Origin of the sequence: Bacillus sp. FSL M8-0256, assembly GCF_038005765.1 — a bacterium.
Taxonomy (GTDB): domain Bacteria; phylum Bacillota; class Bacilli; order Bacillales; family Bacillaceae; genus Bacillus; species Bacillus safensis.
Window position 1 is genome coordinate 1,236,156 of the sequence record NZ_JBBOTU010000001.1, and the last position, 20,371, is coordinate 1,256,526.

Annotated in this window: 20 protein-coding genes and 1 other annotated feature; of the genes, 18 read left to right on the plus strand and 2 right to left on the minus strand. The window is 40.5% G+C overall.

From position 1 onward, the window contains the following. Window positions 1-7: 7 nt before the first annotated feature. The 8 genes from fabF (at window position 8) to NSQ76_RS06145 (ending at window position 9,021) form a co-directional block, all read left to right on the plus strand. The gene (fabF, locus tag NSQ76_RS06110) at window positions 8-1,249 is read left to right on the plus strand and encodes a beta-ketoacyl-ACP synthase II (protein WP_024425051.1); all 1,242 of its coding nucleotides are present in this window, start codon (window positions 8-10) and stop codon (window positions 1,247-1,249) included. A 77-nt stretch (window positions 1,250-1,326) separates the two neighbouring features. Beyond that, the gene (locus NSQ76_RS06115; RefSeq protein WP_024425050.1) at window positions 1,327-2,130 is read left to right on the plus strand and encodes a DUF2268 domain-containing protein; all 804 of its coding nucleotides are present in this window, start codon (window positions 1,327-1,329) and stop codon (window positions 2,128-2,130) included. Window positions 2,131-2,279: 149 nt separating this feature from the next. Continuing rightward, entirely contained in the window at window positions 2,280-3,260 is a 981-nt protein-coding gene (locus NSQ76_RS06120) for an ABC transporter ATP-binding protein (protein ID WP_024426488.1), read from the plus strand. Further along, complete coding sequence (locus NSQ76_RS06125) at window positions 3,257-4,279, plus strand: ABC transporter ATP-binding protein (protein WP_041110125.1); 1,023 nt, start codon at window positions 3,257-3,259, stop codon at window positions 4,277-4,279. Before NSQ76_RS06120 ends, NSQ76_RS06125 begins: the two co-directional genes overlap by 4 nt. An 85-nt stretch (window positions 4,280-4,364) precedes the next feature. Beyond that, a complete protein-coding gene (locus tag NSQ76_RS06130) occupies window positions 4,365-5,999 on the plus strand; it encodes a peptide-binding protein (RefSeq protein ID WP_341053025.1) in 1,635 nt (544 codons plus the stop codon). 228 nt (window positions 6,000-6,227) lie between these two features. Next, on the plus strand, window positions 6,228-7,178 hold the full coding sequence (locus NSQ76_RS06135; RefSeq protein ID WP_024426486.1) for an ABC transporter permease: 951 nt from the start codon (window positions 6,228-6,230) through the stop codon (window positions 7,176-7,178). Between the two features lie 93 nt (window positions 7,179-7,271). Continuing rightward, window positions 7,272-8,111 (plus strand): oligopeptide ABC transporter permease, encoded by an 840-nt coding sequence (gene opp4C, locus NSQ76_RS06140; RefSeq protein ID WP_341055765.1) that lies wholly within the window; start codon window positions 7,272-7,274, stop codon window positions 8,109-8,111. Window positions 8,112-8,268: 157 nt separating this feature from the next. Further along, window positions 8,269-9,021, plus strand: a complete 753-nt coding sequence (locus tag NSQ76_RS06145) for a YjbA family protein (protein ID WP_024426484.1) — start codon at window positions 8,269-8,271, stop codon at window positions 9,019-9,021. 35 nt (window positions 9,022-9,056) lie between these two features. On the opposite strand, the gene trpS is transcribed toward NSQ76_RS06145, so the two are convergent. Further along, window positions 9,057-10,052, minus strand: coding sequence for a tryptophan--tRNA ligase (trpS, locus tag NSQ76_RS06150; protein ID WP_263905382.1), 996 nt, complete (start codon window positions 10,050-10,052; stop codon window positions 9,057-9,059). Window positions 10,053-10,105: 53 nt separating this feature from the next. Then, window positions 10,106-10,326 (minus strand) — a binding site (T-box leader). Between the two features lie 482 nt (window positions 10,327-10,808). Here trpS and NSQ76_RS06155 point away from each other — a divergent pair. The 9 genes from NSQ76_RS06155 (at window position 10,809) to spxA (ending at window position 18,729) form a co-directional block, all read left to right on the plus strand. After that, window positions 10,809-12,446 (plus strand): peptide ABC transporter substrate-binding protein, encoded by a 1,638-nt coding sequence (locus tag NSQ76_RS06155; RefSeq protein WP_024425045.1) that lies wholly within the window; start codon window positions 10,809-10,811, stop codon window positions 12,444-12,446. Between the two features lie 116 nt (window positions 12,447-12,562). Next, entirely contained in the window at window positions 12,563-13,507 is a 945-nt protein-coding gene (locus tag NSQ76_RS06160) for an ABC transporter permease (protein ID WP_024426481.1), read from the plus strand. A 3-nt stretch (window positions 13,508-13,510) separates the two neighbouring features. Then, window positions 13,511-14,428, plus strand: coding sequence for an ABC transporter permease (locus tag NSQ76_RS06165; protein WP_024425043.1), 918 nt, complete (start codon window positions 13,511-13,513; stop codon window positions 14,426-14,428). 12 nt (window positions 14,429-14,440) lie between these two features. Then, window positions 14,441-15,520: an ABC transporter ATP-binding protein gene (locus NSQ76_RS06170; protein ID WP_025093404.1), complete on the plus strand. Its 1,080-nt coding sequence runs from the start codon at window positions 14,441-14,443 to the stop codon at window positions 15,518-15,520. Between the two features lies 1 nt (window position 15,521). After that, window positions 15,522-16,442 (plus strand): ABC transporter ATP-binding protein, encoded by a 921-nt coding sequence (locus NSQ76_RS06175; protein ID WP_024425041.1) that lies wholly within the window; start codon window positions 15,522-15,524, stop codon window positions 16,440-16,442. Window positions 16,443-16,633: 191 nt separating this feature from the next. Continuing rightward, a complete protein-coding gene (locus NSQ76_RS06180; RefSeq protein WP_280149682.1) occupies window positions 16,634-17,119 on the plus strand; it encodes an HIT family protein in 486 nt (161 codons plus the stop codon). Between the two features lie 17 nt (window positions 17,120-17,136). After that, entirely contained in the window at window positions 17,137-17,424 is a 288-nt protein-coding gene (locus tag NSQ76_RS06185; protein ID WP_263905380.1) for a hypothetical protein, read from the plus strand. A 137-nt stretch (window positions 17,425-17,561) separates the two neighbouring features. Next, window positions 17,562-18,140 (plus strand): GNAT family N-acetyltransferase, encoded by a 579-nt coding sequence (locus NSQ76_RS06190; protein WP_025093407.1) that lies wholly within the window; start codon window positions 17,562-17,564, stop codon window positions 18,138-18,140. A gap of 193 nt (window positions 18,141-18,333) precedes the next feature. Beyond that, a complete protein-coding gene (gene spxA / locus NSQ76_RS06195; protein ID WP_003211421.1) occupies window positions 18,334-18,729 on the plus strand; it encodes a transcriptional regulator SpxA in 396 nt (131 codons plus the stop codon). A gap of 39 nt (window positions 18,730-18,768) precedes the next feature. On the opposite strand, the gene NSQ76_RS06200 is transcribed toward spxA, so the two are convergent. Further along, window positions 18,769-19,434 carry a TerC family protein gene (locus NSQ76_RS06200; RefSeq protein WP_024426476.1) on the minus strand — a complete coding sequence of 222 codons (666 nt, stop codon included), beginning with the start codon at window positions 19,432-19,434 and terminating at the stop codon, window positions 18,769-18,771. 263 nt (window positions 19,435-19,697) lie between these two features. Between NSQ76_RS06200 and mecA the strand changes: the two genes are divergently transcribed. Further along, the gene (mecA, locus tag NSQ76_RS06205) at window positions 19,698-20,363 is read left to right on the plus strand and encodes an adaptor protein MecA (protein ID WP_024425038.1); all 666 of its coding nucleotides are present in this window, start codon (window positions 19,698-19,700) and stop codon (window positions 20,361-20,363) included. The last annotated feature ends 8 nt before the right edge of the window (window positions 20,364-20,371 follow it).

Below are 20,371 nucleotides of genomic sequence, written 5' to 3' on the forward strand. Positions count from 1 at the left end.
CAAATTAATGGATAAAAAACGAGTAGTTGTTACAGGATTAGGTGCTTTGACACCACTTGGCAACGATGTAGAGTCAACATGGAAAAATGCTTTAGCGGGTGTATCAGGGGTTGGACCAATTACACGTGTCGATTCAAGTGAATATACCGCAAAAGTAGCGGCAGAACTAAAAGATTTTAACATTGAAGATTACATGGAGAAAAAAGAAGCGCGAAAAATGGCACGCTTCACGCAATATGCAGTCGTTGCTGCTCAAAAAGCGCTGGAAGATTCACGTCTTGAAATCACAGATGAAATCGCACCGCGTGTTGGTGTATGGGTTGGGTCTGGTATTGGCGGACTTGAAACATTTGAAGAGCAGTTCGAAGTGTATTCAAATAAAGGGGCAAGACGCGTCAGTCCATTCTTCGTCCCAATGATGATTCCTGATATGGCGACAGGCCAAATCTCAATTGCACTTGGCGCAAAAGGGGTTAACTCTTGTACAGTGACAGCATGTGCAACAGGAACAAACTCAATTGGTGATGCATTTAAAGTTATTCAACGCGGCGATGCAGATGCGATGATCACAGGCGGAACAGAAGCGCCATTAACAAAAATGTCGTTTGCAGGTTTCTGTGCGAACAAAGCCCTTTCGACAAATCCTGATCCAAAGACAGCAAGCCGTCCATTCGACAAAAACCGTGACGGATTTGTCATGGGTGAGGGTGCAGGGATTATTGTTCTTGAAGAACTTGAGCATGCCTTAAAACGTGGTGCGACCATTTATGCAGAAATCGTTGGTTATGGTTCAACTGGAGATGCCTACCATATAACAGCACCAGCTCCAAATGGAGAAGGCGGCGTCCGTGCAATGAAAGAAGCGATTCGAGATGCAGGTTTGTCTGTGGAAGACATTGATTATATCAATGCCCACGGTACAAGCACACCTTACAATGATAAATTTGAAACAATGGCGATTAAAGAAGTGTTCGGAGAGCATGCAAACAAGCTTGCGATCAGTTCGACAAAATCAATGACAGGTCACTTACTTGGCGCAGCAGGCGGAGTAGAAGCCATTTTCTCTGTTCTTGCGATTAAAGACAGCGTCCTTCCTCCAACGATTAATCTTGAAACACCGGATGAAGAATGTGATCTTGATTATGTAGCAAATGAAGCACGTTCAAAAGAAGTACAAGTGGCTTTAAGTAACTCACTTGGTTTTGGCGGGCATAATGCGACAATTATTTTCAAAAAATACGAAGCATAATACTTTCTGAGAAAGCGGCGGTCGATAAACAGATCGCCGCTTTTTTGCATATGATGAAAATGGAGGTGTTCAGCGGTATGGGTCTGATCAATACACAATATCTCATTCATCAATCATCATCATTTCAGGAGCTTGCAGCGCGCTTTGTTCCTTATTTTAAAGGGGCCGAGGAAAAAGAATGGTCGTCTATCCTCGCTCACCTGCAGCATCACGGGATGGTTCGGTCTTGGAGCTCGTGCAAAAACATGATCGACAAGCTCAAGGAAAAAGGGTACTTCAAGCTTGTCATGAAAGAATATCAAACGCTTCAAAAGCAGTGGGAAGGTCCAGACATTCCTGTGTTTATTTTACCTGTCAATGAGAGCAGCAGAGAAATCAGAGAGCAATTTTATTATCAATCCGGCATGGCATTTGATGACAAGGTCTTTCTTTTTTTGTCTCCAAATACCCCGAAGGAGCGAATCGGTACATTGCTGACTCATGAATATCACCATGTATGCAGGCTGCATTTTCTCTCAAAAGAAGAAAAAGACTTTACATTCCTCGATACAATCATGATGGAGGGGCTCGCTGAATATGCTGTGTATCATAGATATGGAGAAAACTATACAGCGAAATGGACCACCTTCTATAGCGAAGAACAGCTTCAGCGTATGTACAAGAAATGGGTATCCAGTCATCTTGATCAAAGAGTCCAGGACGACGAAAGGCTGATACAGAATCTTCTTTATGGAAAAGGGAACTACCCTAAAATGCTTGGTTACGCTACCGGGTTTTATATCGTGAAAAAATATTTCAATGAGCACCGAATCAGCGAGGAATCTATGATTGCAGAGCCAGCAGAAACCTTTTTAAAGGCAATAGAATCACAAAGTGAATAATTCACATAAAAAGAGACATATTACAAATTTACTAAATACTTCTTGATTTCGTCATAACGATGTAATAATATACAAATAATTCTTTTTATTTTTAAAATACAGAATATTCAGGTTCGATTCTATTGATCTAAGGAGAAAGGGGCGAATGAATGAGCACGCTGCTTGAAGTGCAAAACTTAAAAACATATTTTTTTCGAAAAAAGGAACCGATACCTGCTGTGGATGGCGTTGATTTCAGCATCAACAGAGGAGAAACTGTCGCATTAGTCGGTGAGTCTGGGTCTGGCAAAAGCATTACGTCCTTATCCATTATGGGTCTGATTCATGGCACGGGCGGGAAAATTATGGACGGTTCCATCAAACTTGATGGAAAGGACCTTGTTACATATAGTGAAAAGGAATTATGCAGCATCCGTGGTAATGATGTATCTATGATCTTTCAGGAACCCATGACCTCACTTAATCCCGTCTTACCCATCGGAGAACAAATAACAGAAATCCTCATCTATCACAAAAAACTTTCAAAAAAAGAAGCGGTCAAAAAAGCGGTTGATCTGCTGAAGCTTGTTGGTTTTTCCCGCCCGGAGCAAATCATGAAAGATTATCCGCATCGTTTATCAGGCGGCATGCGGCAAAGAGTGATGATTGCCATAGCGCTAAGCTGTGATCCGAAGCTTCTCATTGCAGATGAACCGACAACTGCCCTGGATGTGACCATTCAAGCACAGGTACTCACTTTAATGAAAGATTTATGCTCTACCTTTGGTACATCTATTCTTCTTATCACACATGATTTAGGTGTCGTGTCTGAAGTGGCAGATCGAGTGATTGTCATGTACTGCGGACAGGTTGTTGAAAATGGGACTGTCGAAGAGTTGTTTGAACAGCCGCTTCATCCTTACACAGAAGGGCTGCTTGAATCGATTCCTGTCATTGACGGAGACATACAGCCGTTAACAGCCATCAAAGGAAATGTTCCTGCGCCAGATCAGCTTCCAGCCGGCTGCCGCTTTGCTCCTAGATGTCCGCAAGTGAAGGAACGCTGCCTGGGAGAACTGCCTAAGCTGAGAACATTTGAAGATGGCAGAAGCGTCAGATGTTTCTTATATGAGGAGGCAGACCACACATGACACTTGCTCAAAATCAAACACAAATAACAGACTTACCAGAGAAAGAAACGATCCTTGAACTGAAACAGATTCGAAAACATTTTCCGATTAAAGCGGGCGTCTTTCAGAAGAAAGTCGGTGCAGTGAAAGCTGTTGACGGCATAGACTTGAAGATTTATAAAGGTGAAACGTTAGGTATTGTCGGGGAGTCAGGATGCGGGAAATCCACACTAGGCCGGACAATGATTCGCCTATACGAACCAACCGACGGTCAAATCTTTTTTAAAGGGCAAGACATCACGCGCGTATCAGAATCAAAGCTAAGACAATCTACACGAAAAAACATCCAAATGGTTTTTCAAGATCCCTTTGCATCACTCAACCCTAGAAAAACACTTCGAAGCATCATCAAAGAACCCTACAAAACACATCACTTATATTCCTTAAAAGAAAGAAATGAAAAAGTAGAACAGCTTTTATCAAAGGTAGGTCTTCATCCAAGCTTTGCGAACCGCTATCCCCATGAATTTTCAGGCGGGCAGAGGCAGCGGATCGGCATCGCTCGTGCGCTTGCCATGAATCCCGACATGATCATCGCAGATGAGCCTGTATCAGCACTTGATGTATCTATTCAGGCGCAGGTTATTAATCTGATGGAGGAGCTTCAGGAGGAATTTGACCTTACCTATCTATTTATCTCTCACGATTTAAGTGTGGTCAGACATATTAGCGATAGAGTCGGCGTCATGTATCTCGGCAAAATGATGGAGCTTGCCGACAAGCACAGTCTGTACGATGAACCGCTCCATCCGTATACACAGGCTCTGCTTTCTTCCGTTCCTGTCACCCGTAAAAAAGGGCAGACGAAAAGAGAACGCATTATGCTGCAAGGCGATCTGCCGAGTCCTGCAAATCCGCCAAAAGGCTGCGTATTTCACACAAGATGCCCGCATGCGAAAGAAATCTGTAAAGAAAAAGTACCAGCATTTCAGGAGTTAAAAACGAACCACTTTGTTGCCTGCCACCTCTACAACGCTTGATCAAGCTTGTATGATCTCATCTTTGAGAGGGGGGATGAAACAGGATTCGGTCATTATTTTTAAAAAAGAATAGGGGGAATTGTCTATGAAAGGTAGAAATAGAAAGTCCATTCTGGTCAGTTTATTGCTGATTTTTACATTAATCCTTGCTGCTTGTTCTGGTGGAAATAAAACGTCTGGAGACAGTGAAAAGAAGTCCACAGGTAAACCGGTACAAGGCGGCGATCTTGTCATCGGTTCAATTGCAGAGCCAACATTATTTAACTCGCTGTATTCTACAGATGTGGCAAGCTCTGATATTGAGGAAAGAATCTACAGCTTCTTACTTCAAACAGACGGAAAGCTCAACCCTCAGCTATCGCTGGCAGAGGATATTAAAGAATCGGATGACGGCAAGCAGTTTGATGTCACCATTAAAAAAGGTGTAAAGTTTCATGATGGTGAAGAACTGACTGCTGATGATGTTGTGTTTACATACAGCATACCAATCAATAAGGACTACAACGGGGAGCGCGGATCAGGCTTTGAAGTTTTAGAGTCTGTTAAAAAGACAGGGGACTACTCGATCGAATTCAAGCTCAATAAAAAAGATCCTTATTTTTATAATGTCACACTAGGAAGCTATGGTATTTTACCTAAGCATATTTTAGGTGATGTGCCTATAAAAGATCTCGGTGAAAACGAATTTAACCGAAAAAAACCAATCGGTTCAGGTCCATTTAAATTCGCAGAATGGAAAGAAGGAGACTATGTCAAACTAGAAGCCTTTGACGATTATTGGGATGGACGTCCTTACCTTGATAATGTCACAATTAAAACCATTCCTGATCAGAATGCAGCGATTGCCCAGCTGTCAGCAGGAGATATTGATTTCTTTGCTGTACCAGGATCCGAGCTGCAAACAGCTGAAAAAGTGAGCAACATTAAAATCGAATCTGATCTAGGACTCAATTATTCATACATTGGCTGGAACCAGAAAAATGAACTCTTTAAAAGTAAAAAGGTCCGCCAAGCACTGACACATGCCATTGATCGTCAAACGATTGTTGACCAAGTGCTAGATGGAGACGGCAAAGTAGCCAATATTCCAGAAAGTCCGCTGTCCTGGAACTATCCAAAGGATGAAAATGTTCCAGTGTTTGAGTTTGATCAAGAAAAAGCGAAAAAGATGCTGAAAGAAGAGGGCTGGGAGGATACAGATGGAGACGGCTATCTTGATAAAGATGGCAAGAAATTCTCCTTTGTCATAAAGACCAACCAAGGAAATAAAGTTCGTGAAGATATCGCTGTCGTTGTCCAGCAGCAGCTCAAAGAAATCGGTGTAGAAGCGAAGCCGCAAATTGTGGAATTCAGTGCACTCATTGAGCAGACGACACCGCCTAAGTGGGATTATGATGCGCTTCTGCTCGGCTGGAGCCTTGCGACATTCCCTGATCAATTCAGCATATTCCACTCAAGCCAGTCAGAAAAAGGTTTAAATAACATCTGGTATAAAAATAAAGAGGTCGATAAGCTGTTAGTTGATGCTAAAAACTTAAGCGATCGAAAAGATTATTCAAAGGCATATGAAAAAATTTATAAACTGATCGCAGAGGATCAGCCGTATACGTTCCTTTACTATGCTAACTCACATCGTGCTATGCCATCTAATCTCCAAGGCTACTCTTACCACCCGAAAGATGAATATTACAAAATCGAAAAATGGTGGCTTGAACAGTAGGCTGATAGTGAAGAAGGGGGGATTCTCCCCTTTCACCGTGAGAACAATCCCTTGCATTCGGTGTCAGTTCTCTGCGTGGGTGCTAAAAAGATCACTTCGTTCGCTCCGCATCAGCACGAGAATTCAAGGGTTTTCAGATCACGCTGAAAAGCAGACAAAGGGCTAAAATACCATCATTTTGGCCTTTTTTTTACAGATTGGCGATCCGATGAAAAAGGAGTTGTGCATATGGTTACATATATCATTAGAAGGACATTACTCTCCATTCCCATTTTATTAGGGATTACTATCTTGTCCTTTGCCATTATGAAAGCAGCACCAGGCGATCCGATGTCACTCATGATGGACCCTACCATTAGTGCGGCAGACCGGGAAGCCTTTATTGATAAGTACGGCTTGAACGATCCTGAATATGTGCAATATATGAAATGGCTTGGCAATATGCTTCAAGGTGACTTTGGCACATCGATTGTCAAAAAGGGAACGCCCGTGGCTGATTTGATTTTTGCCCGGCTGCCAAATACCCTCATCCTCATGATCTTTTCTACATTAGTTGCCCTGCTGATCGCCATTCCATTTGGTGTCCTTTCAGCAAAACGTCCATATACAAAGCTTGACTATGGCATTACGGTTACATCTTTTATCGGACTGGCTATTCCAAACTTTTGGTTTGGTCTCATCCTCATTATGGTTTTATCCGTGAATCTAGGTTGGTTTCCAACTGGCGGAGTTTCTACCTTGAATGCCGATTTTAATGTGTTAGACCGGCTCCATCATATCATTTTACCTGCCTTTGTTTTAGCAACGGCTGATATGGCAGGGCTGACCCGGTACACAAGGTCGAGTATGCTTGATGTGATGAGGCAGGATTACATTCGCACAGCAAGAGCGAAAGGCTTTAGAGAAAACAAAGTCATTTTTAAGCATGGTTTAAGAAACGGTCTTATGCCTGTCATAACGATTTTCGGATTAATGATACCATCTTTTATTGGCGGCGCAGTCGTGGTGGAACAAATCTTCACCTGGCCTGGACTTGGAAAGCTGTTCATTGATTCTGCCTTTTCGAGAGATTATCCGGTCATTATGGCGATGACCGTTATTTCCGCAGTGCTTGTGGTGGTTGGAAATTTAATAGCGGATATTTTATATGCGATCGTTGATCCGCGTATTGAATATTAGAAGGGAGCTGAAGCACAATTGGCACAGCCTAATCTGGGAACACCTCCTGTTGATATCAAATTAAAGGAGGGCCTTCAACCAAAGCCTGAGACGATGCTGCGTTTATTTTGCGAGAAATTTTTCAAAAATAAATTGGCGGTTGCCGGCTCCGTGATCTTATTGATCATTATTTTTTCTGCCATTTTTGCTCCAGTGATCGCTCCATATGCACCAGAGCATCAAGATTTATTGAAGCGGCTCCAGCCGCCAAGTGCTGAGCATTTTATGGGTACTGACAAGTTTGGCCGCGATATTTTCTCAAGGGTGCTATATGGCGCGCGGGTCTCTTTATTGGTCGGTTTCGTCTCAGTGGTCGGTGCAATCACCATTGGCACTGTCGTTGGCGCGGTCGCGGGGTATTTCAAAGGGTTTGTTGATTCCTTGTTAATGAGGTTTGTGGATGTCGTCTTGTCGATTCCAGACATTTTTCTATTGATCACGCTCGTCACTATTTTCAAACCGGGCATTGATAAATTGATTTTAATCTTTGCTTTGACAGGCTGGACAACAACCGCCAGGCTCATCCGCAGTGAATTCTTATCACTTCGAACAAGAGAATTCGTCCTCGCGGCGAGAACCATTGGAACGAAAAATCATGTCATCATCTTTTCGCATATTTTACCGAACTGTATCGGTCCTATTATTGTATCAGCTACATTAAAAGTAGGCTCAGTCATTTTAGCTGAATCAACGCTCAGCTATCTTGGCTTTGGTATTCAGCCGCCAACAGCAAGCTGGGGCAACATGCTGCAAGATGCACAAAATTTCTCGATTATGGTGCAAGCGTGGTGGTACCCGCTTTTCCCAGGTTTACTCATTTTGCTGACTGTTTTATGCTTTAATTTTTTAGGAGATGGGCTGAGAGATGCGCTTGATCCTAAAAAGCTGAAATAAAGTTTAAAGGGGCTCTGCGTGCGCTCTCCGTTTCCTGAATGAAATAAAGACACGAAGCTATCACTCGATCAGCTTGAAGTTTTGATAAAGTTGGAATAATTTCTCTATCCCTTGCCCATACTGTGGACAACAGTTTTTATAAAGTGAGGGATTGGTTATGTTATTTCTTCATGACGTATGGGTGAATTGGTTTGAAGGGGAAGAAAATGGCTACAATGTGTGTCATTTTCATGAGTGGCGTAAGGAGGACAGCGTTGAACTGTTAGATCAAGTGCCTTTACTTAAGGTGCAGAGCCCTTTGTTTGATTACATAGAGAATGATCTTTCAGAGCTGCCGAAGACACTGCTAGAGTCTGTATTTGAGAAATCTTATATTCGAAAAAATCATGAACGCCGTAAATTAGAGTATTGCTTTGTGGTCACAGACGGCATTCGAATTATTGCTGTAGATACGATTGGGTATTCCATACCTGTGAGAAAAAGCCGCTTGATCCCAAGGCAGGAGCAATTGGTGTATGAAATGGTGAAAGATGTGAAGGCAGAGGAATATGAATTTTCTAAGGACAGCCTTGAATCGACGAAAGAGTATCACATTCTATCACTGCCGCCGCAGCATATCAGCGGATTAACGAGAAAAGAAAGACAGCTGAAACAGCTGATGTTTATGGCGCTCGATCAATTAAAAGGGCTCAAAAACAGGGCGGAGATTGCGTATTGGTATACGGAATGGAACCCGCGCATGTACAACCAAATCAAACGAATGTCTTTCGAAGAGATTTGGAACATGCTTTACAATGAAACGATTGATGGGTGGTCAGAGAATCATTTAGCCTTCTGTGAAAAAATGATTAAAGGACAGCCTTTTTTCGAAAAGCTTTGGGAAATGGAAAACGAATCAAAAGTAAATTAGAAAAAGCTTGCAGCGAGTCGTGCTGCAAGCTTTTTTTATTTGCGTTTTCTGCCAAGACCCATCGCATTCTCCATTTTTTTCAGCATTTTGTTTGCTGCGCGGTTTGCTTTTTCAGCACCTTCGTCTAGAATGCGGTCAAGCTCGTCTGATTCAATGAGTTCATAGTATCGATCTTGAATTGGTTTTAAAGCATCAACGACAACGTTCGCAAGATCTCCTTTAAACTCACCATATCCTTTGCCTTCGTACTTTTGCTCCAGCTCTGTAATGGATATGTTGCCTAATACAGAATAAATCGTCAGCAAGTTGGCAATACCAGGCTTGTTCTCTTTGTCATACTTGACGATGCCTTCTGAATCCGTCACAGCACTTTTAATTTTCTTTTCAAGCTGCTTTGGTTCATCTAATAAGGTAATGAAAGATTTTTGGTTCGGATCGGATTTGCTCATTTTTTTCGTTGGATCTGTTAAAGACATAATCCGCGCGCCTTCTTTTGGAATTTTCACTTCAGGCACAGTGAAGATGTCATTGTACTTTCGGTTAAAGCGTTCAGCGAGCGTTCTAGTCAATTCAAGATGCTGCTTTTGGTCTTCTCCAACAGGGACTAAATCAGTACCATATAATAAGATATCGCCAGCCATTAATGGGGGATACGTTAATAGGCCTGAAACAACTGCTTCTTTACCAGCGGATTTGTCCTTAAATTGGGTCATTCTTTCTAATTCCCCAATATAAGCAACACATTGAAGCATCCATCCTGCCTGGGCGTGAGCAGGTACCTCTGATTGGATAAACAATGTCGCTTTCTCTGGATCAAGACCAACAGCTAAATAAAGAGCTGCTAAGCTTCTAATATTTTGACGGAGAGCTAATCGGTCCTGACTCACTGTAATCGCATGTTGATCGACAACACAAAAATAGCCATTATAGTCATGCTGCAAATCGACAAATTGCTTCATTGCTCCAATATAGTTCCCTAATGTGACAGAACCGCTCGGCTGAATGCCTGAAAAAATTGTCTTCTTTGTCATACTAAAACCTCTTTTCTTCAATATAAAAAGGCCCACCCATCACTTTTCAACAGAAAAGGGACGAATGAACCGTGGTACCACCCTTGTTATTTCACATAGAAATCACTCAAGACGTTGATAACGGAGACTACTCCGTCTAAGCCTACTCACTTTTTTAGAAGTGTTCGGTTAGCTGCTCCAAAGCCCATTCCATACATGCCATTATCTGCTCACACCGGCCGCAGACTCTCTGTAAATGGTGAATATATGTACTCTTCTTTTTCATCGCAACAATATGTCTATCTATTATAAAGGATGACCATGAAAAAGTCACGAAGCCATTATGTGACCTTCTCATCATGCCTATTGACACTTAAAATTTTAGATAAAATACCAAATATCTGTCAGAATTTTTTAAAAAAGGATGATTAATTATATGTATAAAACATTATTCCTGCTGAATTTGTTAAATTATTTTAATCAATTTACGCTTTAATTTGTTGAAGTGATTGAGACTTTAGTTTATAAAAATCCCTCTTTATCCCCATTTACGTTTTTAAAAAATATATGAAATTGATATTGCAATAAATTATTCTATTCATTATAATGAATTTGTTCACACGTTTGTGCTAGGCTCTTTACATAGTGAAAATTCAGAAAAAACAAAAGAAATAGAAAGTAAGCTATTTAGGGACTTTTTTACGCTATTTCTTAAATCTGAATCTCATCTTCTATCGAGACCTTTGAACTAAAAACATATTATAAGGGGGAATACAGTTGAAAAAGCGTTGGTCTGTTGTTACTTTAATGCTTATTTTCACACTTGTATTAAGCGCTTGTGGTTTCAGCGGAAACAAATCAGGCGACAGCACGAGCAGTTCTGGAGAGGCTAAAACAACATTAAATGTGAATATCTCCACTGAGCCTTTTTCTCTACATCCGGGATTGGCAAATGATTCAACTTCAGGTAGTGTCATCCGTCAGACTTTTGAGGGATTAACAAGAATTAACGCTGAAGGAAAGCCAGAAAATGCAATGGCTTCTGATATCAAAACAAGTGCTGATGGTAAAACTTATACATTCACACTTCGTGATGCAAAATGGTCTAATGGTGACCCTGTAAAAGCAGAAGATTTTGAATATGCTTGGAAATGGGCATTAGATCCTAAAAATGAATCTCAATATGCTTACCAGCTTTACTATATTAAAGGTGCTGAAGCAGCAAACAAAGGGAAAGCGAAAGTTGCTGATGTTGGCATTAAAGCTAAAGACGACAAAACGCTTGTAGTTGAGCTAGAGAACCCAACACCGTTCTTTACTGAACTAACTGCATTCTATACTTATATGCCAGTCAACAAAAAAGTGGCTGAAAAGAATAAAAACTGGTACACAAATGCTGGTGAAAACTACGTATCTAACGGACCATTCGTTCTTTCTAAATGGAAACATGGCGGTTCTATCACGCTTGAAAAGAACAATGAATACTGGGATAAAGATACTGTGAAATTGAAAAAAATCAACATGTCTATGATCAAAGATACAAACACTGAACTTAGCATGTTCAAAAAAGGCGAGCTTGACTGGGCTGGTTCTCCAACTGGAAGCCTTCCAACTGAGTCTTTAAAAACATTGAAAAAAGAGGGCGGTCTGAAAATCCAGACGATCGCTGGTATCTATAACTACAAATTCAACACAGAAGTAAAACCATTAAACAATGCAAACATCCGTAAGGCCCTTGCATACTCAATCAACCGTCAAGCGATCGTTGACAAAATTACGCAAGGTGAACAAGTTCCAGCAATGGCAATCGTTCCACCAACAATGGAAGGATTCACTGATAACAAAACTGGCTACTTCAAAGATCACGATGTAGATACAGCTAAAAAGCTTCTTGAAAAAGGTGCGAAAGAATTAGGTTATAAGTCTGTTTCTGATCTTCCAACATTGAAACTTTCTTACAACACAGATGAAGGCCACCAAAAGATTGCACAAGCAATTCAAGAAATGTGGAAAAAAGATTTAGGTGTGAAAGTTGAACTTGATAACTCTGAGTGGAACGTATACATCGACAAAATCCACAGCGGAGACTACCAAATCGGACGTATGGGCTGGTTAGGTGACTTCAACGATCCAGTGAACTTCCTTGAGCTTTACAAAGATAAAGACGGTGGAAACAACGACACTGGATGGGAAAGCAAAGAGTACAAACAATTGTTGAATGATTCTGCAAAAGAAACAGATAAAACGAAGCGTGAAGAAATGCTGAAAAAAGCAGAAGAAATCATCATCAACGATATGCCTGTAGCACCAATTTACTTCTACACTCAGCTTTGGGTACAAGATCCAAAACTTAAAGGTGTAGTTGTATCTGGACTAGGTGATGTTCAATACAAATGGGCACATTTCGAAAAGTAAGAGTCATAGTGTAAGAGATCTACGGCAAGGATCTTAAGGTATATGGAGGATGTCTCTCCATATACCTTTCTTGCTGATTAGAGAAATTGTTGTAAAATCATGGAGGTGCAATTCCGTTGCTTAAATATATCGGTAAGCGATTAATATATATTTTAATCACACTGTTTGTTATTGTAACTGCAACTTTCTTTCTCATGCAGGCAGCACCTGGTGGTCCATTCTCTGGAGAGAAGAAACTTCCTGCTGAAATTGAAGCAAACCTAAACGAGCACTACGGATTGGACAAGCCCTTATTTGTTCAATATGTAAGCTACCTAGGTTCAGTTGCAACATTAGATTTTGGTCCCTCATTTAAATATAAAGGACAAACTGTAAATGACTTAATCAGTTCTGGATTCCCCGTTTCCTTTACCCTCGGAATTGAGGCAATTCTCCTCGCATTAGCATTTGGTGTATTGTTTGGGGTCCTTGCAGCGCTCTATCATAACAAGTGGCAAGACTATACGATTGCCATTTTAACGATCTTTGGAATTTCAGTTCCAAGTTTCATTTTAGCGGCGCTACTACAATATGTATTTGCATCTGAGGCAAGTATTATAGCGATCTTCCCAGTTGCAGGATGGGAGTCTTGGGCAAGCACCGTACTACCTTCTATTGCACTTTCCTTCATGCCAATGGCATTTATCGCTAGACTTGCACGGTCAAGTATGCTTGAAGTACTAAATAGTGACTACATTAGAACGGCTAGAGCGAAAGGCTTAACAAAATCTGCTGTGACGATCAAACACGCCATCCGAAACGCATTGTTACCTGTTATCACATACATGGGACCAATGGCTGCTTCAGTTTTAACAGGTAGTTTTGTCGTTGAGAAGATTTTTGGTATCCCTGGATTAGGCTCTCACTTTGTCACAAGCATTACAAACCGTGATTACACCGTCATCATGGGTGTTACAGTCTTCTACAGTATTATTCTATTAATCAGTATTCTAGTCGTTGACGTCCTCTACGGTATTATCGATCCTAGAATTAAACTGACGAAGGCGAAGAAAGGGGTCTAACACATGGAAGAGATGAGAAAAGATTTATTTGTGCCTGCGACAGCTGACGCAGCAGAATCTGAAAAAATTTCTAAACCTAGTCTATCTTTATGGAAGGATGCCATGCTTCGCTTCCGTGCCAATAAACTTGCAATGGTTGGACTTACAATCATTTTTATTATTGTGATGCTGGCCATCTTTGTTCCGATGTTTTCTAAATATGATTACTCCACGACCGATTTGCTGAATGCTGACCAGCCGCCTTCAAAAGAGCACTGGTTTGGTACAGATGATTTAGGACGTGACATGTTTGTCCGTACATGGGTCGGGGCAAGAATTTCGATCTTCATCGGTCTTGCTGCAGCGGTTCTTGACGTGATCATCGGTATTATCTGGGGAAGTATTGCTGCGTTCAAAGGCGGCCGTACAGATGAAGTGATGATGCGTATCGCAGACGTTTTATGGGCAATTCCAACACTATTAATGGTTATCTTAATGATGGTTGTTCTGCCAAAAGGATTATTAACGATTATTCTCGCCATGACAGTCGTAGGCTGGATTAACATGGCACGTATTGTTCGGGGACAGGTTTTACAATTAAAGAGTCAAGAATACGTTCTTGCAGCACAAACATTAGGTGCGAAAACATCTAGACTTTTATTTAAACACTTAATTCCAAACTCAATGGGACCAATTCTTGTGACGATGACATTAACGATTCCTTCTGCTATCTTCACAGAGGCATTCCTAAGCTACCTAGGGCTTGGTGTACCGGCTCCGTTAGCGAGCTGGGGAACAATGGCGTCTGATGGAATTCCAGCCATGACGTACTACCCTTGGAGATTATGGTTCCCAGCCGCATTTATCTGTATTACAATGTTTGGTTTTAACGTGGTTGGAGACGGACTAAGAGACGCTTTAGATCCGAAGTTGCGTAAATAAGGAGTGATTAGGATGGAACGTGAACGTATTCTAGAGGTGAAAGACCTTGCAATCTCATTTAAAACATATGGTGGAGAGGTTCAAGCCATTCGTGGTGTGAACTTCCACTTAAATAAAGGCGAGACACTTGCTATTGTAGGTGAATCTGGCTCTGGTAAAAGTGTGACATCACAAGCGATCATGAGATTAATTCCGATGCCGCCGGGTTATTTCAAGCGCGGACAGATCCTGTTTGATGGACAAGATATTGTCAAGAAAACTGAGAAACAAATGCAAACCATTCGAGGAAAAGATATCTCAATGATCTTCCAAGATCCGATGACATCTTTGAATCCAACGATGAAAGTCGGGAAACAAATTACAGAAGTGCTGTTCAAGCATGAACAAATTTCAAAAGAAGCGGCTGAAAAAAGAGCCATTGAACTATTGGAGCTCGTTGGAATTCCAATGCCTGAAAAAAGAATTAAACAATATCCGCACGAATTTAGTGGCGGGATGAGACAAAGGGTTGTCATCGCCATGGCGCTTGCAGCAGATCCAAAGCTGCTGATTGCCGATGAGCCAACGACTGCACTTGATGTAACAATTCAAGCACAAATTTTAGAATTAATGAAAGAAATTCAGCAAAAGGTTGACACTTCGATTATCTTTATTACGCATGATCTAGGTGTTGTTGCCAACGTCGCTGATCGTGTAGCTGTTATGTATGCAGGACAGATTGTGGAGACAGGGACTGTCGATGAAATTTTCTACAATCCTAAGCATCCGTATACATGGGGACTTTTAGCCTCCATGCCGAGTCTTGACACAGATGGCGGAGAGGAAGGAAAGCTGACTGCCATTCCAGGAACACCGCCAGATCTGACAAACCCGCCGAAAGGAGATGCATTTGCACTCCGCAGCGATTATGCAATGAAAATTGACTTTGAACAAGAACCGCCAATGTTCAAAGTATCAGATACGCATTATGTGAAATCATGGCTACTTCATCCGAATGCACCTAAAGTTGAACCGCCTGCTTCTGTAAAGGCGAGAATGCGTGAACTAGAAGGTAGCTACGAAAAACCTGTATTAGTAAAAGAGGGTGAATAGCATGGCAGAAAAACTGTTAGAAATCAAAAATTTGAAACAGCATTTCCATACAGCAAGAGGAACTGTGAAAGCAGTTGATGGGGTTTCATTTGATATTTACAAAGGTGAAACGCTTGGTCTTGTAGGTGAGTCTGGTTGTGGTAAATCCACTACGGGCCGTTCGATCATTAGACTTTATGATGCGACAGATGGTGAAGTTCTTTATAAGGGTGAAAATGTACACGGGAAGAAATCAAGACAAAAAATGCTTGAGTTCAACCGTCAAATGCAGATGATCTTCCAAGATCCATATGCTTCACTCAACCCTAGAATGACAGTGCTTGATATCATTGCAGAGGGCATCGACATTCATGGCCTTGCAAAAACAAAACAGGCGCGAAAAGAGCGTGTGTACCAATTACTTGAAACTGTTGGCTTGAACAAAGAGCATGCGAACAGATACCCGCATGAATTCTCAGGCGGTCAAAGGCAGCGTATCGGAATTGCACGTGCATTAGCAGTAGAGCCGGATTTCATCATCGCCGATGAACCAATCTCTGCATTAGACGTGTCGATCCAAGCGCAGGTCGTCAATTTATTGAAAGAGCTTCAAGAGGAAAAAGGTTTAACGTACTTATTCATTGCCCATGACTTGTCCATGGTAAAATACATCAGCGATCGTATCGGCGTGATGTATTTCGGAAAATTGGTTGAACTGGCACCAGCGAATGAATTATACGAAAACCCGCTTCATCCATATACAAAATCATTGCTGTCTGCGATTCCGCTTCCAGATCCTGATTATGAGCGTAACCGCAAACGAATCAAGTATGATCCATCTGTTCACAAAGGAACAAACACCGAGTTCCGTGAAGTGAAGCCAGGTCACTTTGTGAGCTGCACAGAGGAAGAATTCAAAGAGCTACAGGCGAAACAATCATAAGAAGGAAGAAGCACTGCTAAGTCAGTGCTTCTTTTTATTTGGGTCTGGTTTCATATATTAGAAAGTTAAAAAGAAATAACTCAATCACAGGTGAAGTGATAATAAGGAGTTTAATTCAAAATAAGGAAAAATATGATACGCTTAAGTAATGAAAATTCAAATTGTATACTATTTCGTTTGGGGGAGGACAATTGAAAAAAATAACATTAACAAATGGAGAAACAGTTGAAGTCGAGTGTCTTAGTTGTGCTTTAACGAATGGATTAGTTGTACCAGAAGGTGGTGTAGTTATTGAAACAGAGTACTTTCACGCCCATCAAGATGTCGCTTATCCAATCAGAGGGCTAATAATTTTAGCTTCAAAAAGACACATCAAATGTTTAGATGATTTAACTAATTCGGAAAGATTAGACTACATAGAGGTTTTAGCAAAGATAAGAAAAGCACAAAGAACCGCTTTAGGGATAGAACATGTCTATTATTTTTACAACGAAGATACAACCCATCATTTTCATACTTGGATGGTACCAAGATATGAATGGATGTATAATTTCGGGCGTTCAGTTGAATCAGTCCGACCAGTATTACTTCACGCTAGAAATGAAATGAACACTAAAGAAAATATGTTAGAAGTTAAGGAAGCCATCAATATTCTGACCAAAGAATTAAACAAATAAAAGGAGGAAAAAATAGGATGTTGAGATGGAAAACCTTTCGTTATTCATTGCTTCATGTTCTCATTGTATTCATGCTTTTTTCAACGACTTTTTTCAGGAAACCAAACGGAGGAAAGTGGATGCTCGCGTTTATGGTGCTCATTGGGATTGTGTCTTTTTCAGTGGAATATATGCTTAACCGAAAGACAAGCGGTCAGAAGCAAGAAGCACGGCGTGTAAAATATCTTTATTTCATCATGCTTCAAATTGCGATGACACTTATCCTGTTTGTCTGCATTCAACTCGTCATGAATCGTTCGTTATAAAACTTTTTTTGCGTTAATTGAAAAAAAGTGAAACTACTTTAGACTTTGCTGCGTCTTACTAGTACAGGCGTTTAAATAGCAGGAAATCGGGAATATCTAAGGAAGTGGTTCTTAACTATAGCATAAGGAGCAGATCCATGAATTGGTATGAAAAGCTCAGTGAATATTTCCCGATAGAAGAAATGAAGTCAAAAGAGCATATGGAAGCTTTATTAAAGGAAAGAAGTGATATTTATCATAAGGAGGAAGGACCTCATCATGTGATGATGTACGCCGAATTTGATTCTTTCATCTTTATTGATTATTTATTTGTTTCCAAAGATGCAAGAGGTGAAGGCCTCGGATCAAAGCTTATTCATAAGCTGAAGGAAAAAAAGAAACCGATCTTGCTTGAGGTCGAGCCTGTAGATGAAGATGATGCAGATACTGCAAAACGCCTAAAGTTTTACCAAAGAGAGCACTTCAAGCATGCAGAATCAATCGGTTATAAACGCAGGTCACTTGCAACAAATGAAGTGAACCGCATGGAAATTCTTTATTGGTCGCCTCTTACAAATGACGAGGAAGAGATCATGGAAGCCATGAGGAAGACCTATGAACGAATCCATACGTATAAAGATGAAGAATGGTATGGACAATCGTATGAGGACGTTGATGATGTATTGAAGATCATTGAAAATAGAAAGCAAAAAAATATTTTCGATCATCTCGACTAAATGAGAATGTTCAGACATCAAGCAGCACCACAAAATGAATAAAATTGTCTAGTTTTTGTCACAAAAATTGCAAGAAAATCTGTTCACACTTACTTTTTTATAGTATAATCACTATAAAGATTACTTATTTAGAACAATTTTAATTTAAGAATACAGATCAATATTCATTCTACAAATTGAGGAGTGAAGATTTATGGTAACATTATACACATCACCAAGCTGTACATCATGTAGAAAAGCAAGAGCGTGGTTAGAAGAGCACAATATCCCATATCAAGAGAGAAACATTTTTTCTGAGCCTCTTTCAATCGATGAAATCAAAGAAATTCTTCGAATGACAGAAGACGGTACAGATGAAATTATCTCAACACGTTCAAAAGTATTCCAAAAACTAAATGTCAATGTTGAGACAATGCCGCTTCAACAATTGTATAAACTAATCAATGAGCATCCAGGTCTTTTGCGTCGTCCAATTATCTTGGATGAAAAAAGATTACAAGTTGGGTACAATGAAGATGAAATTAGACGTTTCTTACCAAGAACGGTTCGTACATTCCAACTAAGAGAAGCTCAGCGACTTGCTAACTAATAAAAATACGAAAAGCTGCCGATCATTTGGCAGCTTTTTTTATTTGTTTTCAGCCGTTTGTTCGTAAAAGAGGCTTGCTAATATGACTGTAATGACGGTTAAAAACGGTAGCATCAATTCAAGCGTGGCATGCTGTGACATAAATTCAGTCAATTTCACATCACGCACAATCATTTCTCCGCCAGTAAAGGCCAAAAGCGCACTTCCTCCGTATAAAAGAAACGGAAATTTAGTTAAAGCTGCATGAATCAGCTTGCTTCCCCAAATAATAATCGGTACAGAAATCATGAGGCCAAAAGCGGTCAGAATCATGTTGCCTTTTGCCGCACCTGCAACTGCGATGACATTATCAAGTGACATAAAGAGGTCTGCAATCACAATGGTTTGAACCGCACGCCAAAGGGAGCCGCTGCTCTTAATCCGAATCGATTCCTTTTTTTGTTCAATTAACAGATTGTATCCTATATAAAGGAGAAAAAGACCGCCAATAAACTGCAAATAAGGGATAGTCAATAAATAAACTGCGGCACCAGTCATTGTAATTCTCATCAGAACGGCCAAAAGAGTGCCGATCCAAATGGCTTTATTGCGTTTGTCATGTGATAAACTTCGACTGGCCATCGCAATGATGAGCGCATTATCTCCGCCTAAAATCAGGTCTATGCCAATAATCATCAGTAAGGATACGATCCACTCTGTTTCCATCCATTTCACCTCTTGTCCTAATAGAGCTCGTACAACCAATATATGAAGACAATTCAAATATATGTTTCTGCAAGTTTTCTCTGCAAAAAATGCGTTTTTATTTCTTTTATTCATGTTTTATCATAAAATAGACAGTACGAAGCAATACCTCAATTCTTTAAACGGTTAACATGTAGACGGAACGGGTAAAGTGTAGTAAAGTACTATTAATTGGGAGCTTGTATGTCCCTTCAACATCTTATATAGAAGGGAAGGTTGGCAAAATGGAAATCGAAAGAATAAATGAACATACAGTAAAATTTTATATTTCCTACGGTGATATTGAAGATCGCGGATTTGACCGTGAAGAGATTTGGTATAATCGTGAGCGCAGTGAAGAGCTGTTTTGGGAAGTAATGGACGAAGTGCACGAAGAAGAAGAATTTGCAGTAGAGGGGCCGCTTTGGATTCAAGTACAGGCACTTGATAAAGGTCTTGAAATTGTCGTGACAAAAGCCCAACTTTCTAAAGATGGACAAAAGCTCGAATTGCCGATTCCAGAAGATAAAAAAGATCAAACAGATGAAGAAAGCTTAGACGCACTGCTTGATGATTTTCATAAAGAAGAGCAAGATCAAGAAGACCATAATGAGAAGGACAAAAAACTTCAACTTCAATTCGTGTTGAAAATGGATGACTTTGAAGATTTGATTGCACTTTCTCAATTAAATATGCAGGATTTTACCACAAGTTTATATTCGTTTGAAAACCGTTATTATCTATATGTTGACTTCCACGAGGATTTGTCAGATGAGCAAGTGGAGAATAAGCTCAGCATTTTGCTTGAATATGCTCATGAATCAGTGGTCAGCATCTACAGACTGAAAGAATACGGTCAGCTGATTATCGAAGGGAATGCCCTTGAAACGATTCAACAGCACTTCTCGTAACTCACAAA

Bases quoted from the DNA above. Each gene is read 5' to 3' on its own strand.
- NSQ76_RS06190 (WP_025093407.1), top strand. From the start codon at position 17,562: ATGAATTGGTATGAAAAGCTCAGTGAATATTTCCCGATAGAAGAAATG.
- NSQ76_RS06145 (WP_024426484.1), top strand. From the start codon at position 8,269: ATGTTATTTCTTCATGACGTATGGGTGAATTGGTTTGAAGGGGAAGAA.
- NSQ76_RS06130 (WP_341053025.1), top strand. From the start codon at position 4,365: ATGAAAGGTAGAAATAGAAAGTCCATTCTGGTCAGTTTATTGCTGATT.
- mecA (WP_024425038.1), top strand. From the start codon at position 19,698: ATGGAAATCGAAAGAATAAATGAACATACAGTAAAATTTTATATTTCC.
- NSQ76_RS06125 (WP_041110125.1), top strand. From the start codon at position 3,257: ATGACACTTGCTCAAAATCAAACACAAATAACAGACTTACCAGAGAAA.
- spxA (WP_003211421.1), top strand. From the start codon at position 18,334: ATGGTAACATTATACACATCACCAAGCTGTACATCATGTAGAAAAGCA.
- NSQ76_RS06115 (WP_024425050.1), top strand. From the start codon at position 1,327: ATGGGTCTGATCAATACACAATATCTCATTCATCAATCATCATCATTT.
- NSQ76_RS06185 (WP_263905380.1), top strand. From the start codon at position 17,137: ATGTTGAGATGGAAAACCTTTCGTTATTCATTGCTTCATGTTCTCATT.
- NSQ76_RS06175 (WP_024425041.1), top strand. From the start codon at position 15,522: ATGGCAGAAAAACTGTTAGAAATCAAAAATTTGAAACAGCATTTCCAT.
- opp4C (WP_341055765.1), top strand. From the start codon at position 7,272: ATGCTGCGTTTATTTTGCGAGAAATTTTTCAAAAATAAATTGGCGGTT.
- NSQ76_RS06135 (WP_024426486.1), top strand. From the start codon at position 6,228: ATGGTTACATATATCATTAGAAGGACATTACTCTCCATTCCCATTTTA.
- NSQ76_RS06200 (WP_024426476.1), bottom strand. From the start codon at position 19,434: ATGGAAACAGAGTGGATCGTATCCTTACTGATGATTATTGGCATAGAC.
- NSQ76_RS06165 (WP_024425043.1), top strand. From the start codon at position 13,511: ATGGAAGAGATGAGAAAAGATTTATTTGTGCCTGCGACAGCTGACGCA.
- trpS (WP_263905382.1), bottom strand. From the start codon at position 10,052: ATGACAAAGAAGACAATTTTTTCAGGCATTCAGCCGAGCGGTTCTGTC.
- NSQ76_RS06170 (WP_025093404.1), top strand. From the start codon at position 14,441: ATGGAACGTGAACGTATTCTAGAGGTGAAAGACCTTGCAATCTCATTT.
- NSQ76_RS06120 (WP_024426488.1), top strand. From the start codon at position 2,280: ATGAGCACGCTGCTTGAAGTGCAAAACTTAAAAACATATTTTTTTCGA.
- fabF (WP_024425051.1), top strand. From the start codon at position 8: ATGGATAAAAAACGAGTAGTTGTTACAGGATTAGGTGCTTTGACACCA.